This window comes from Pseudoalteromonas sp. MelDa3 (genome assembly GCF_002863625.1).
GTDB lineage: Bacteria > Pseudomonadota > Gammaproteobacteria > Enterobacterales > Alteromonadaceae > Pseudoalteromonas > Pseudoalteromonas arctica.
In genome coordinates this window covers 19,456-33,949 of record NZ_PJBR01000038.1, presented here as the reverse complement: position 1 = coordinate 33,949, position 14,494 = coordinate 19,456, and the positions used below count along the sequence as shown (strand labels likewise).

The window sequence follows — 14,494 nt, the reverse complement described above, 5'->3', positions numbered from 1 at the left end:
TCGAGCGGGGGTCAATGTTTTATTTCAGCTTTTTGACAATTAAATGAATTTAGTATGAAAGCTATACAAATAGAGGGCTGTGGGGCTTTTTTTGCCTATTAAACCACCAACATATGAGCAGTTAAACTATGTGCATACATAAAACTACAATATTAGGTGCTGTTAGGCTAAGCCAACTACATTTTTTAGTTGGCGTTTAATAAAGTATTACGTATGCAGTTAATTAAAAACTATAATTAAAGCCTGCGTAATAGCGTCGCCCTGAATAGCTTGAGTTAAGTAATCGTGCATCTGTATCATCACCTAAACGCGTTACCGATTCCGACTTAGTTAAATTAATAACAGCAGCTGTTAAGCTTAGCCCTTCATACAAATTAACCGATGCATTAACATCAACTTGCTCGTACGGATCTTGATATACATTTAAACCACTATTAAGGCCTAATACTGTCTCCCCTCGTTTGTTATATGAAGCGCGCACATTAAAAGCGTCACCTTCATAATAAACAGAGGTGTTGTACTGATACTTTGCACTGCCTATTAATGCCGACTGACCAAACTCTTCACCATTTACTGTTACATCTGCTTTATTGGTTTTGTTATAGGTGTAGTTTGCATAAAAACCAAAGCCATTATCAAATGCATGCTGGATAAATACTTCCGCGCCTTTAGATACTGCATCGGTACCATTACCTACAGTACTGTACGGAGCTATATTAATGGTTCCTGCATCTACTATATTATTTTTACCGGCAAAGTTTTGCTCTGCATCTATTATCAGTGGCACAACAAAGTTATCTACTTTCTTATGAAAAAGTGCCAATCCAACCGCAGAACCCTTTGCATAATAATACTCAATAGATAAATCAGCTTGCACCGATTCAAATGGCTTCAAGTTTTTATTACCACCACTACCGCTAAAACCTGGCTGTTCATTAAATGCAGCTCTATCATTTGCCCATTCATCCGATACGAACGTAATACGCTGCTGCGCACCTAAATCGCTGTAATCAGGACGAGACATTACTTTTGCTATTGCCCCACGAATAACTAAATCGTCAGTTGCATCCCACGCTATATTAAAGCTTGGTAGTATTTGAGTGTCTTCGTTTTGCTGAGTGACTAATTGATGGTCTTCTACAAAGCGTGCGTCACCAGTTACTGGCTCGCCTGTTTCGTCATTTGTGTGATCTAATTGGTAGGTATATAAGTCAGTAGATGAAGTAAGTGTTTTTGTTTGCACAACACGCACGCCCAAATTACCTCTTACTTCACTAAACTCAAAATCGCCTTGAATATAAAAAGCAGATATTTTCTCTTCAATGTCGTAAACAAAGTTATCTTCAATACGTGTATAAGGTACATAGCTAGCAGTGACCATATCGCGATATTTATCCCAGTCGATACTTGGCATTTGGTTTATATCAAAACCACCAACAATATTACTCTCACTAGTAAATACATTTTGAGCTAATGGCATTCCACCATTCCATTGGTAGCTGTCGAAACGCGTAATACCTTGCTCGCTTGCTTCGCCCGCAGCAATATCAAAATTAGGATCTAAAAAGAAGGTATTGCCAGTTTCACGATGAAGCGTGGAGTTACGATATTTGACACCGGTTCTAATTGTTTTTAAAAAGCCCCAATCAACATAAAGATCCACATCAGCTTGGTAATAATCTTCTTCTAACTCACTGCGTACAAAACTTGAGTTTGAAGAGCCCGCATCACGACCGCCTCCAATTCCACTTTGCAAGTTAGCTAGTGTATTAGGGTCAATATTAAGTGATACATTATTTTGGTTGAGTGACCAGCCTGCCATTTGAGCAGCATTTTGAATAGCAGTGGCGTTTTCGCCCGCGTTTGAACTTTTATATGCAGCTTCCCAGCTTTCTTCCGGCCCCCCTTCTGATTTTGTATTACCCACAACAAAACGCGCTTTAAAATTATCGCCTTCATAAGTTAAATTAAAATCAAAGGTATCGGAGGTGGATTCTTCACGTACATAACTGCCGCGCATCCACGGAAACTGCATATCACTCTCAATACCCCTTGCCATCGCATTGTATTGCATACCAGTAACAATAGCGCCCGACTCATCAAGGTTTACATCCGTTAAAAAATCAGGATTTAAAGACCACTCAGGTATATCAATCACAGATTCTGTTCTGTCTTGCCCAAGTGTAAAACCAAAATAATTAAAGCCAAGCTCTAAACGATTTGTTGGTCGCCATTGCGTACTAACTTGAATTCCTTCGCGCTCACGTTTTTCGTTAAGAACTGAACCTCGCACAACTTGTGGAAACCAAACACCATCGTAACTGTTGCCGTTTGCATCATTAATAGTATCCCACCCATTATTGTTATCAACTGCGTTACCGTTTATATCTGTAGGTTGCCCAGTACCAGTATAGCGCCATATATTTGCATCAGTTCCGCCCGAAAGTGTTCTGTTTGTTCGCTCCTGATACGTATAGCCAACTAATACACCAACGTTTTCGTCGTCATTTTTCCATGAATACAAACCCGTAAACTGCGGTTCGTACTCTTTTGTAACATCAGCGTAAGTACTCTCTACATTAAATACACCTGAGTTTGCATCCATACTCAAAGGCTTTCGGCTATGCATTAATACAGTACCACCAACCCCTCCTTCATCTAAGCGTGCCTCTGGCGATTTATAAACTTCTACACTTTCAATCATCGAAGACGGTAACAAAGCATAATCAAACGAACGCGAAGGCTCTCCCGGAGAAGACGCAATAAAATTACCATTAAGCTGTGTAAAAGTTAGCGCCGACGACAAACCACGAATACTGACTGATGAACCTTCCCCACCATCACGCTCAATTACCACACCAGGTACACGCTGAAGAGAGTCCGCAACGTTTTTATCAGGGAATTTTCCAATGTCTTCCGCGGTAATTGCATCAACCACAGAGCCAGACATACGTTTTACATCTAAGTTTTCGGCCATGCTTGAACGGATACCACGTACTTCTATTACTTCTATATCTTTTGTGTGCTGCGAGTTTTCTTGCGCTGCAAAAGCATACGTAGAACCCAAAGTAGAAAAAATTGATATATAAAGTGATGACTTACAAAACGTTGAAAAAGGAAAAGGGTATATGCTTGCTACTATCATGTGAGAGGCTGTTCCATTTAAATCTGCTCATAAAACTAAAGCGAGAAGTTAGTCCTTTTACGCAAATTATTCACGTAATGGCAAAAATTGTTCCCAATTCTACACAGCCAAACTTAACCGTTTGTTAACCAAAAATATTAAATTAAATAAACGTCTCTTTTAACTGTATTTATACCTATTAAATGAAAGTTAAAACCCAGCCCACACATCAAATCCGCTCTCAATTAACAAACTAAGAGCGGCTTTGTGGTATTTAATAGCTTAATGAAATAATTACAGTGCAAAAATCATCATAAAGTGTATACAAAAAACGAAGGGGATGATTAGATGAGGTAGTCAGCAGTTTATACTTTAAAAAGCAAAACTGCCGGATGATATTTGAAAGAAGTAACAATTGCTAAATAGCGCTTGGTTAATCAAGCGTAGCAATAACCTCTGAAAGCTCGAGTAATGTCGGCTTTCCACCATAATAATTGGTATCTATATGATAGCTATTACCCACCCAGAAAGGTGCTTTAGTTGAGTTATGTCCATGTATTGAAAAGTCGACTCCATGACTTTTAACTACCTTATTTTGTTTAACTACTTCGCGATCCCACAATAGAGATTGCACAATCACCGATTTATCATCAGGGTAATTTTCCCAATCCCACGATTGGGCAAATGTATGAGACAACCCAATTTTATAACCGCGATATTCAAGTACTATTGAAAGAGGTTTAGTTAGTAACTCATCGCACATAACATTGAGCTTTTCACTCGATACCGACTTGTGCCAATTGCCACCATTGTCAGTCCATAATTTAAAAGCCGCTTCATCATTACTTAATAATGATTCCAACATTAAATGCTCATGATTACCTAATATCATACATGCCCTAATGGCTTGTAAGTGTGTAAATAAGTCATATGTTTTATCCCCGCGATCAACAAAGTCGCCTAGGCAAAACAAAGTATCTCTTTCAGGGTTAAAATTTACGTTATTAAGTGCGCTTTTTAAGGCAGGTAAATCACCATCAAGATCGCCAATTACAAATACTCGGCACTCATCATTAATAAATATGGCTTGCTTTGAAGATACAGCCTGAATAGCGTTAATACCTATATGCAAAATAGACTCCTATAGAATGCAATCTAAAACTTAGATTAATACTTGAGTTTATAAAGCCTTAAGGTAACACAATATAATTGATAATTAATGAAGGTAATAAGATTTGATTGAAACTAAAAATGTATGACAGCGGACTTTAACTACAAGCTAAATAAGTAATGTAGATAGTTTTTAGCCAATAGTAAAAAGCGGCTTAGCAAAATACCTGAACAAGTTATAAGTTCGTTAGCAGCACAAACTTATCAGCCAGCTCATCTAAACTTTCACGCTTATTAGGATCGGGCTTTATACAGTCAATAGGGCATACACTTACACAAGTAGGTTTATCATAATGCCCTACACACTCAGTACATTTATTCGCATCTATTTGGTATATCTTCGCGCCCATATAAATAGCCTCATTAGGGCACTCTGGGTCACACATATCGCAGTTAATGCATTTACTATTTATGAGTAGAGCCACTTTTTAGCCTTTCTAATTAAAGTCCTATAAAACAAAAAATGAAAAAATAGAGCATTTACTGCTTTATTTTAAATTATATGATTAACAGCGTTAAATTATGCATTTTATTGACTTTTTCTTTGTTGATCTTTATCAATAAAAACTTCTGGCTTCTCTAATGAAATTTTAAAGCGTCGCTGTTAATATTGCCTATATCCTAAACAATAAAGTAGTTCTGATGGCAGCTAATTATTCTCTCGATGATTTACGTTACTTTTGCACCATAGTAAAATTAGGTAGCTTTAAAAAAGCATCAATAAGCCTTGATATGTCACTATCAACTTTGAGCCGTAGAATACGTTTATTAGAGCAAGCACTTCAATTAACGTTACTAAATCGAGATGCCCATCGAGTTACACTTACGCATACTGGCGAGTTATATTACGATCGCTATCGTAAACTGTTCGATAAAGTAGAGTGTATAGAGCAAGCACTTTGTGATGAGAAAGACCAACCTAAAGGGAAAATTAGGATCTGCGCACCCATTTACATGGGTAAACATTTTTTAAGTGCTATTTTTTGTAATTTTTTACTGCAGTATCCCGATATTCAACTAGATTTACGCTTTTCAAATAACCTTATTGATATTGAAAAAGAAGGGATTGATATAGCGTTTAGAGTAAGAAATCCTGCCATTGATAATTGGGTTATTAGGGAGCTTAAGCTTACTCACAATATATTATGTACTCACTTAAATCATGATTATCAATCCATCACTCATCCTAAGCAATTAGAAGATCACCCAAAAGTTACGTGCGTTGGGTTGGTACCGTGGCAATTAAAAAATCAGCACACGAACGAGGAATATAGCTTCAACCCAAACACACATGTTCGATTGGAAGTTGATGAAATTCAAATGATGAAACAAGCAGTTGAGTCTGGTGTGGGTATTAGCTACATCCCTGATTATATAGCATTACCACTTATTAAAGCCGGAAAGCTTAAACACATTCTTCCTGATTGGCAAAGCAAAGGGCAGCCATTTTCTATGCTTTATCGCGACAGAAAACAAATCCCTTATCGAGTGCGATTACTGATAGAGCATACACTGCAACACTTCACTAAAATGTAGCAGTGTAGGCTTTTCACAGCAAAGTAATTAAGCTAATTCATCTTTTAAAAACTAAGCCTTAGTACAATTACACCTAAAAATGCCGTTGTTAATCCTATAACTTCTTGGCGTGTAAAAGACTCTTTTAGAACGATGCGTGAATACAACAAAATAATTAAAATATTCATACCTGAAATCGCTGAAACTAGCCCTGTATTACCAATAGCAAAAGCCGATATTATTGCAACCATGCCAGCTACATTTGTTAAACCAATAAGTAACCCGCACGAAAATGTTTTACCGGCAGACCAATACGCTTGAGAAGAGCCTTGCTCTGCTAGCATTTTTTTACGCTTTACTAACCAACTAACGGCAAAAAGAAAGCTACCAAAACCAAACATAGACGTTAAAGTTGCAAACGTATCAGCCTCAAGAAGCGTTGATTGCTTCCCCATTAAATCATTAAATGCAAAAGACAGTGCCGCGAGTAATCCCCATTGCGCGCCTTGTAAATTACTTAATGAGATATCGCTGGAGTAGCGAATAATATAAAGGCCGCCAAAAATAATAAAAAAGCCGATTAATTGAATAACAGTTAAGGTTTCTTGCCATAATAAAAAGGCAAATAAAAGTACAAATAAAGGCGTTAACCCCGACAGGATGCTAATTAAAGACGCTTTCCCAACCGAAAACCCTTTGTGCAAAAACCCATTAGCCGCAAAAGATCCAAAACCTAAAGCGAGCCCAACCGTAATATCTTCCCAGCCGTACCATGTATGTTCAAATATTACAGTACCTAACGCGCTGATTATGAACCCTACAAAAAAAACACCGAATAATAATAGATTACGGTTAATCTTTTTTTGCGACGTCCATTGGTACATTATCCCTCGAGCACCAAAAAATACGGTTGCGAGTAATGCAAAAATTATCCACATACTAAAATGATTCCTTTAAAAACAACAATAGAGTAACTGTGCTGAGTGCTTTAACAACACGTGTTAAATTTGTAAGACTAGTATATTTACTTTTTAAATTTTATAAATAAGCATTACTGGCAATATAGGTTTCATAAATGGCATTTACATAAATGCAGGTAGGCAATTTTCGTAAAGGGCGTCATAGGCATAACTGCTCAGCTCCACTCCATAAATTATGTAAGGTAATAAAATAGCTTTGAGCAGTTACTGAAGAGGCTAACTAGGTTGTTTAAATGGATTACGAGTATCTTGATGCTCATCAAGGTTACGCATTAAAATAGCGTGCGCTAAGTTAATGCCTTCATCTAGCGATATTTTTACAATGTGACCAGAGCCCTTAGCATCGCTAATAATTTCACCCTTTTTGTTTTCCATATATTCAAGCTTAAAAGTAATGTTACCTTGTGGTGTCATAAGCTCTAAGGAGTGGCCTGTACAAAATTTATTTTTAACGTCAATTTCAACTAAGCCATTTTCGTCGCGCCCAAGTACTTCACCTACAAATTGCTGCTTAGTTGATACCGAATGACCATACTCGTAGTTTTGATAATCTTGATGAGCATGGCGTTTTAAAAAACCTTCGGTATAGCCCCGATGTGCTAGGTTTTCGAGTGTTTTAAATAAGTTAGTATCAAATGGTTTACCCGAAGCTGCGTCGTCTATTGCTTTGCGATAAACTTGTGCTGTGCGCGCTACATAATAAAATGACTTAGTACGCCCTTCTATTTTTAAACTATGTACACCCATTTTTGTTAACTGCTCTACGTATTGCACAGCGCGTAAATCTTTTGAGTTCATAATATACGTGCCGTGTTCATCCTCAAACGCAGGCATATACTCACCAGGGCGACCTTGTTCCTCTAGCATAAATACATCTTTGCTTGGCGCGCCTTCACCTAGTGTTGGAATCACCTGTTTGGGGTCAATTTTATGCACCATTTCGCCGGTTTCGTTCTCAACACCAGGTTTTACATCGTAATCCCAACGACATGCATTAGTACACGTCCCTTGATTTGGATCGCGCTTGTTTATATAACCAGAGAGTAAACAACGCCCCGAATACGCCATACAAAGCGCACCATGTACAAACACTTCAAGTTCGGTGTCTGGGCAGAGTGTGCGTATTTCGGTTATTTCTTCGAGCGACAGCTCCCGTGATAAAATAACACGTTCAATCCCCTGTTTTGCCCAAAATTGCACGCTTGCGTAGTTAACTGCATTTGCCTGCACTGATAGATGAACCGGCATAGTCGGCCATTTTTTACGAACCAGCATAATTAAACCAGGGTCTGACATAATTAGCGCATCGGGTTTCATCGCAATAACCGGTTCTATATCACGTAAATACGATTTAACTTTAGCGTTGTGCGGTGCAATATTAGACACCACATAAAACTTTTTATTTTGCGCATGCGCTTCACTAATTCCTACTTGCAGAGTATCTAGGTCAAACTCATTATTGCGCACACGCAAACTATAGCGAGGCTGCCCTGCATAAACCGCATCTGCGCCATAAGCAAAAGCGTAGCGCATGTTTTTTAAACTGCCTGCGGGGCATAGTAATTCAGGAATAAAAGGCATTGAAGAAATAACGGGTGACATGTGCGCTCCATACATCAAACTGGGTTTAAGCCAGTTGCATAAGTAGTTAACCTAAACTCCGAAAAATAAATCTATCCCAAGCAGAATTCAGATTAGTCATTAACAAATAAGTAAACAGAAGCGCGGCAGTATAAATGCGGTCAATAATTTGTATTTGATCGAGATCACAAAACGGCGACCAAACTGGTTTTTAATAAAATTAGGATTTTTCACTTAAAACGCGTATAATTCGCGCCCGTTAATATTCACACTTTTACTTAAAATTATTGGAGCATAAAGATGGCTTTAGAACGTACTTTTTCAATCGTAAAACCTGATGCAGTTGCTAAAAACCACATTGGCGCTATCTACAACCGTTTCGAATCTGCTGGCCTTAAAATCGTTGCAGCTAAAATGGTTCACCTTTCACAAGAGAAAGCTGAAGGTTTCTACGCTGAACATAGCGAACGTCCTTTCTTCGGTGCTTTAGTATCTTTCATGACATCTGGTCCAGTAATGGTTACAGTTCTTGAAGGCGAAAACGCTGTTCTTAAAAACCGTGAAATCATGGGTGCTACTAACCCTGCTGAAGCACTAGCTGGTACTTTACGTGCAGACTACGCTGATAGCATCGACGAAAATGCTGTTCACGGTTCTGACGCTGTTGAATCTGCTGCTCGCGAAATTGCTTACTTCTTCGCTGACGAAGAGCTTTGTTCACGTACTCGTTAATTCGAATTCGTTAACATATTGAAAAGGGCTTTCGGGCCCTTTTTTAGTCATTACGTAAAGTATTAATCAGAAACTCATGATGTTTTACTTAATGATTAAAGTGAGTGAATTGTGTACAATTCGTCCTCGTAAATTTTATCTCCACCGTCACCGATTGAGGTTGTTTCATGACCGAGCAAAAAAAGATTAACTTATTAGATTTAAACCGAGAAGCAATGCGCGAGCTATTTGCATCGTTCGGTGAAAAGCCGTTTCGTAGTGACCAGGTGATGAAATGGATTTATCATTTTGGCGTAGATAACTTCGACGATATGAGCAACGTAAACAAAAAGCTTAAAGAAAAACTTAAAGCTGAGTGCGAAATTGTAGCGCCAGAAATTACCGTTCGCCAACAAGCAAGCGACGGTACTATTAAGTACGCACTTATTCTGGAAGGCGGCCAAGAAGTAGAAGCCGTTTGGATCCCTGAAAAAGAGCGCGCTACGTTATGTGTATCATCACAAGTGGGTTGTGCTCTTGAATGTACTTTTTGTTCTACTGCTCAACAAGGCTTTAACCGTAACTTAAAAGTATCTGAAATTATTGGTCAAGTTTGGCGTGTAGCTAAAGATATAGGCCTTGATGGTCATAGCGAAAAGCGCCCAGTAACTAACGTTGTAATGATGGGTATGGGCGAGCCTTTACTTAATCTTAAAAACGTAGTGCCAGCAATGGAACTAATGATGGACGATTGGGGCTTTGGTTTATCTAAGCGCCGCGTAACATTAAGTACTTCAGGCGTTGTACCTGCACTTGATTTACTAAAAGAGAAAATTGACGTAGCACTGGCTATATCACTTCACGCACCAGATAACGCACTGCGTGACATTTTAGTGCCAGTTAATAAAAAGTACCCTATTGAAGAATTTTTAGCCTCGTGTCGTCGTTATATCGATGGCTCAAAAGCAAATAAAGATGTAACGGTTGAATACGTGATGCTTAACGGTATTAACGACAGCACCGATCAGGCGCATGCATTAGTGCAAACGTTAAAAGGCACACCTTGTAAGGTAAACCTTATTCCGTTTAACCCGTTCCCGGGTAATGAATACACGCGCTCAAGCAATAGCCGTATTGACCGTTTTTCAAAAGTATTACAAGCAGCAGGCGTTACCTGTATTGTGCGTCGTACTCGCGGTGACGATATTGACGCCGCTTGCGGACAGTTAGTAGGTGATGTAGTTGACCGTACCAAACGTTTAGCTAAAAAGAAAATGCGTGACGATAACGCAATTAGCGTTAATATCCACCAAGCATAATCTGTAACCACCCTATGTTAATTAGTCATGTAGGGTGGTTAAGTTGTTTATTTTTAAATAAATGATGCAACAACAAAGGTTTTAGGTAAGATAGGCGCCATGGACTAAAAATAAAGAGATAAGGTAATGCGATCTATACTTGCTATAACACTATCAACACTTGCCTTAAGTGGCTGTGTTAGCGAAAGTAGTTATAACGGCAGTAATAAGCCCGTCGTCGAAAATAAAATTAATAATACTGGCGCAGCACGAACACGAATTGCTTTAGCCCTACAGTATTTAAAAACGGGTAATAACTCTCAAGCCAAATACAATTTAGAACGTGCAGCTGCATTTGCCCCTGACCTACCTGAAGTACATTACTCTCTTGCTTATTACTATCAACAAGTAGGCGAAAACCCGCTAGCTGATAAAGCCTACCAAAAAGCACTCGAAATAAAGCCTGACGATCCTAATACCCTTAATAACTACGGCGTGTTTTTATGTGGTATTGATGAATACGATCGTGCAACTGATCAATTTTTAAAAGCCATTGAAGTACCAAGTTATATTCGCGTTGCCGAAAGTTACGAAAATTTAGCCTTGTGTGCTATTGAATTTGATGATTTTGAAAATGCAGAAAGTTACTTTCAACAGGCACTTAATCACAGCTCTCAGCGTACATCTACGTTAATTAGTTTAGCAGCGCTGTATTACGCAAAAAGTGACTTATACAAAGCCAGTGAACTTTTAAAACGCTACGAAAGCACAGGTCGAGTATCTTCTCGCGCATTAATGCTTAGCTACCTTGTAAAAAACAGAATGGGCAGAATAGAAGAGGCTGAAAAAATTTCCAGCACTATTTTACAAACTTACTCTAGCAGTAACGAAGCCTATGCATTAAAAGAGAAAAGAACACGTTTTAATGAGTTTGAAATACTGCGAGAAAAATACCGCAAAGCGCAGTTAAAAGAACTAAAAAATGACGAAAGCGGCGCGCACGTTAGTTCAAAACCAAAAATAAAAGTAATCAGAAAGAAACGTTCACCACAAGACGGTTCAACAAGCTTGGTAACAAACAACGAACAAAAAACAGATAAAAAGCTCGCAACAGCAAATAACCAAGATGTAAATCCAGTTATAGTAAGAGAAAAGCAAGCTAAGGCGGTACAAAACACGGTCAGTAAGCAAGCCGACGAAGCAACCGTAATAGCAAAACAAATAACAACTCAAAAAGAAGAAGTTCCTAAAGTCGTCGCGCCAAGCAAACCTACCGATACATCGGCTGTTATGCTCGCACTTACTACTGAGCACGACTCTGCAGATTCCGTAGTAGCTGCACCTAAAAAAGCTAAGCCCGTTTACGAACCTCAAAAAGAAGCTATAGCAGCAAAGCAACCAACTAAAGCTGATGACGAAGTTACAATAATTTCGTTTGGCGCACCTAAAACAGGCCAGTTTAATTCGCAACAAACTAGTAACTATAGTAATTCAGTTCCTGCAGTTACCGCTCAAAAAAATAGTAGTGACGTGGTATTCTACGAAGCGACTAAAAATACAACTGTATTTGAAAATAGCAGCTATCAAAATGATGCAGATATTGAATTTAAAAGTTACGAAGCAGTACAAAAAACAGAGCTCCCAATGCTTAACCCTAAAGTATCGCCTTTACGCGTGCCATTTCACGTAATTGCTGTTGGCGAAAACCTATTTAGCATTTCGGTGCGATACAATGTTAAACTACAAAAGCTCCTGCAATGGAATGGTCTAAAACAGTCGGATCGGGTAATGAATGGAAGTAAAATATACCTAAACGATCCAAATATTTATTACGAAATTAAAGCTGGTGATTCCCTTTACGATATAGCTACCCAGCGGCATGTATTAATTGATGAATTAATGCGATGGAATAAATTAAGTCCTGATATAGCACTAAAACCAGGGCACAAACTTTTACTAGTGGATCCAGACTCATACACATTATGAATGAAGAAAATACGCAAACACAGAGCGAACAGCCAACTGTAGGCCAGATATTAAAAAATCACAGAGAACAAGCGAACGTTAGCATAGCGACTATTGCTGCACCGTTAAAGCTGTCTGAACTTCAAATTAAACGCCTTGAAAATGATGAATTTACATTACTCGGCCCTATTACTTTTGTTAAAGGCTATATAAAAAACTATTGCCGTGAATTAAAAGTAGATAGCGCACCTATTTTAGCAATGATGCCAGCCCCACCAGAGCCGGCTAAACCCGCTAATATGCAGAGTTTTTCACGCCGTACAGAAAAAGAAGCAAACGACAGTCGTTTAATGTTTTTTAGCTATTTAATTTTAGCGATTGTTATTGGCTCATCTGCTTTATGGTTTTGGCAAAACGCGACACCTATTGAAGAGCAAACAAGTAACATAAACGTTGCCAACTCAAAAATGAGCGAGCGCCAAGCCGCTCAACCCAGTATCTCAGAGCAACAGCAACAAGCCGAAATTGACGATGAATCATTATTAGAATCACAAAGCACGTCTAGTGAAACATCAACAAGCCCAGAAATAGTTAAAGAAACGGCTCCTATTGCTTCTAACAGCGCAAGTCAAGAAGATGCTAGCAGTACAATTGTCATGAACTTTAATGGCGAAAGTTGGGTTGAAATTTACGACGGCGAAGGCGAAAAAATAGCATTCGGCGTTAAAAAAGCAGGCTACATTATGACCGTAAGCGGTACGCCTCCTTTTTCAGTTGTGCTTGGTAAGCATGACGCTGTAGACATTACTTTAAACGGTGAACCTGTAGATGTTTCTGCATTTCCTCAAAACCGTTTAGCCAAATTTACATTACCACTAGCAGAGTAGTCGCTATGTTTTCAGAATCTCCAATTAAACGCAGAAAATCCACCCGAATCAATGTAGGTAACGTCCCTATTGGTGATGGTGCCCCTATTGCAGTGCAATCAATGACCAACACCGACACCATGGATGTTGATGCAACTGTTGCACAAATACAGGCAATACAAGATGCAGGTGCCGACATAGTCCGTGTATCAGTACCAACAATGGATGCAGCCGAAGCGTTTAAAAGTATAAAAGAGCAAGTAACGATTCCGCTAGTTGCCGATATTCACTTTGATTACCGTATAGCCTTAAAAGTGGCAAAATACGGCGTTGATTGCCTGCGTATAAATCCAGGTAATATAGGTAGTGAAGAGCGTATTAGAGCTGTAGTAGACTCAGCACGCGAGCATAACATTCCTATTCGTATTGGTGTAAATGGCGGTTCACTAGAGCGCGACTTACAAGAAAAATACGGCGAACCAACACCAGAAGCCTTATTAGAATCAGCAATGCGCCATGTAGATATATTGCGCCGCCTTGATTTTGACCAATTTAAAATATCAGTAAAAGCGTCTGACGTATTTTTAGCTGTAGGTGCATATCGCTTACTCGCTAAAGAAATAGACCAACCACTGCATTTAGGTATTACCGAAGCGGGCGGCATGCGCTCAGGCTCTGTTAAATCTGCAGTAGGTTTAGGTATGCTTCTTGCCGAAGGTATTGGCGATACTCTGCGTGTATCACTTGCTGCCGACCCGGTACAAGAAATTAAAGTCGGCTTTGATATCTTAAATTCATTGCGCATTCGTTCGCGTGGAATTAACTTTATTGCCTGCCCTAGCTGCTCACGCCAAGAGTTTGACGTAGTAAGCACCATGAACCAACTTGAAGAGCGCTTAGAGGATATTATCGAACCTATGTCAGTTTCGGTAATTGGTTGCGTTGTAAATGGACCAGGTGAAGCGCTTGTGAGTGATATAGGGCTTGCCGGTGCAAATCGTCGTTCTGGTTTGTATATAAATGGCGAACGCCAAAAAGCGCGCATTGATAACAACAACATTGTTGACCAGCTTGAAGGTTATGTACGCGACTTTATAGAGAAAAAGCAGAGCCAAACACCGATTGACATAAAAATAGTCGAATAAATACCGTATAAAGCGCCAAACAGCGGTGTTTGGCGTTTACCTTTATAGCTAGTGGATACCCAAACGACCCCAAGATACAGAATTCAGCGTTTCACAGGCTCTTAATATCAAGGCGTTACTTTGCAAGAATGGCAATCCC

11 protein-coding genes are annotated in these 14,494 nt (G+C 39.1%); 6 read left to right on the top strand and 5 right to left on the bottom strand.

Going from position 1 to position 14,494, the window contains the following annotated elements; genetic code table 11:
* Window positions 1–223: 223 nt before the first annotated feature.
* The 3 genes from CXF89_RS09685 to CXF89_RS09675 form a co-directional block, all read right to left on the bottom strand.
* Complete coding sequence (locus CXF89_RS09685) at window positions 224–3,145, bottom strand: TonB-dependent receptor (protein ID WP_121954483.1); 2,922 nt, start codon at window positions 3,143–3,145, stop codon at window positions 224–226.
* Between the two features lie 412 nt (window positions 3,146–3,557).
* Complete coding sequence (locus CXF89_RS09680) at window positions 3,558–4,256, bottom strand: metallophosphoesterase (protein WP_121954482.1); 699 nt, start codon at window positions 4,254–4,256, stop codon at window positions 3,558–3,560.
* A 214-nt stretch (window positions 4,257–4,470) separates the two neighbouring features.
* Window positions 4,471–4,719, bottom strand: a complete 249-nt coding sequence (locus CXF89_RS09675) for a YfhL family 4Fe-4S dicluster ferredoxin (protein WP_010554958.1) — start codon at window positions 4,717–4,719, stop codon at window positions 4,471–4,473.
* 217 nt (window positions 4,720–4,936) lie between these two features.
* On the opposite strand from CXF89_RS09675, the gene CXF89_RS09670 reads away from it, so the two are divergent.
* The gene (locus tag CXF89_RS09670; protein WP_121954481.1) at window positions 4,937–5,830 is read left to right on the top strand and encodes a LysR family transcriptional regulator; all 894 of its coding nucleotides are present in this window, start codon (window positions 4,937–4,939) and stop codon (window positions 5,828–5,830) included.
* Between the two features lie 44 nt (window positions 5,831–5,874).
* On the opposite strand, the gene CXF89_RS09665 is transcribed toward CXF89_RS09670, so the two are convergent.
* Both CXF89_RS09665 and yegQ read right to left on the bottom strand, forming a co-directional pair.
* The gene (locus CXF89_RS09665) at window positions 5,875–6,747 is read right to left on the bottom strand and encodes a DMT family transporter (RefSeq protein WP_121954480.1); all 873 of its coding nucleotides are present in this window, start codon (window positions 6,745–6,747) and stop codon (window positions 5,875–5,877) included.
* Window positions 6,748–7,005: 258 nt separating this feature from the next.
* The gene (gene yegQ, locus CXF89_RS09660; protein ID WP_121954479.1) at window positions 7,006–8,391 is read right to left on the bottom strand and encodes a prephenate-dependent tRNA uridine(34) hydroxylase TrhP; all 1,386 of its coding nucleotides are present in this window, start codon (window positions 8,389–8,391) and stop codon (window positions 7,006–7,008) included.
* A gap of 279 nt (window positions 8,392–8,670) precedes the next feature.
* On the opposite strand from yegQ, the gene ndk reads away from it, so the two are divergent.
* The 5 genes from ndk (at window position 8,671) to ispG (ending at window position 14,355) form a co-directional block, all read left to right on the top strand.
* Window positions 8,671–9,102: a nucleoside-diphosphate kinase gene (gene ndk / locus CXF89_RS09655; protein WP_007377442.1), complete on the top strand. Its 432-nt coding sequence runs from the start codon at window positions 8,671–8,673 to the stop codon at window positions 9,100–9,102.
* A 167-nt stretch (window positions 9,103–9,269) separates the two neighbouring features.
* Complete coding sequence (locus CXF89_RS09650) at window positions 9,270–10,400, top strand: dual-specificity RNA methyltransferase RlmN (RefSeq protein WP_007583420.1); 1,131 nt, start codon at window positions 9,270–9,272, stop codon at window positions 10,398–10,400.
* Window positions 10,401–10,526: 126 nt separating this feature from the next.
* Window positions 10,527–12,365, top strand: coding sequence for a type IV pilus biogenesis/stability protein PilW (gene pilW, locus CXF89_RS09645; protein WP_121954478.1), 1,839 nt, complete (start codon window positions 10,527–10,529; stop codon window positions 12,363–12,365).
* Complete coding sequence (locus CXF89_RS09640; protein WP_101216262.1) at window positions 12,362–13,231, top strand: RodZ domain-containing protein; 870 nt, start codon at window positions 12,362–12,364, stop codon at window positions 13,229–13,231. Before pilW ends, CXF89_RS09640 begins: the two co-directional genes overlap by 4 nt.
* Before the next feature lie 5 nt (window positions 13,232–13,236).
* Complete coding sequence (gene ispG / locus CXF89_RS09635; protein WP_007583427.1) at window positions 13,237–14,355, top strand: flavodoxin-dependent (E)-4-hydroxy-3-methylbut-2-enyl-diphosphate synthase; 1,119 nt, start codon at window positions 13,237–13,239, stop codon at window positions 14,353–14,355.
* The last annotated feature ends 139 nt before the right edge of the window (window positions 14,356–14,494 follow it).

Bases quoted from the DNA above. Each gene is read 5' to 3' on its own strand.
- CXF89_RS09670 (WP_121954481.1), top strand. From the start codon at position 4,937: ATGGCAGCTAATTATTCTCTCGATGATTTACGTTACTTTTGCACCATA.
- CXF89_RS09665 (WP_121954480.1), bottom strand. From the start codon at position 6,747: ATGTGGATAATTTTTGCATTACTCGCAACCGTATTTTTTGGTGCTCGA.
- CXF89_RS09685 (WP_121954483.1), bottom strand. From the start codon at position 3,145: ATGATAGTAGCAAGCATATACCCTTTTCCTTTTTCAACGTTTTGTAAG.
- CXF89_RS09640 (WP_101216262.1), top strand. From the start codon at position 12,362: ATGAATGAAGAAAATACGCAAACACAGAGCGAACAGCCAACTGTAGGC.
- ndk (WP_007377442.1), top strand. From the start codon at position 8,671: ATGGCTTTAGAACGTACTTTTTCAATCGTAAAACCTGATGCAGTTGCT.
- yegQ (WP_121954479.1), bottom strand. From the start codon at position 8,391: ATGTCACCCGTTATTTCTTCAATGCCTTTTATTCCTGAATTACTATGC.
- CXF89_RS09650 (WP_007583420.1), top strand. From the start codon at position 9,270: ATGACCGAGCAAAAAAAGATTAACTTATTAGATTTAAACCGAGAAGCA.
- ispG (WP_007583427.1), top strand. From the start codon at position 13,237: ATGTTTTCAGAATCTCCAATTAAACGCAGAAAATCCACCCGAATCAAT.
- pilW (WP_121954478.1), top strand. From the start codon at position 10,527: ATGCGATCTATACTTGCTATAACACTATCAACACTTGCCTTAAGTGGC.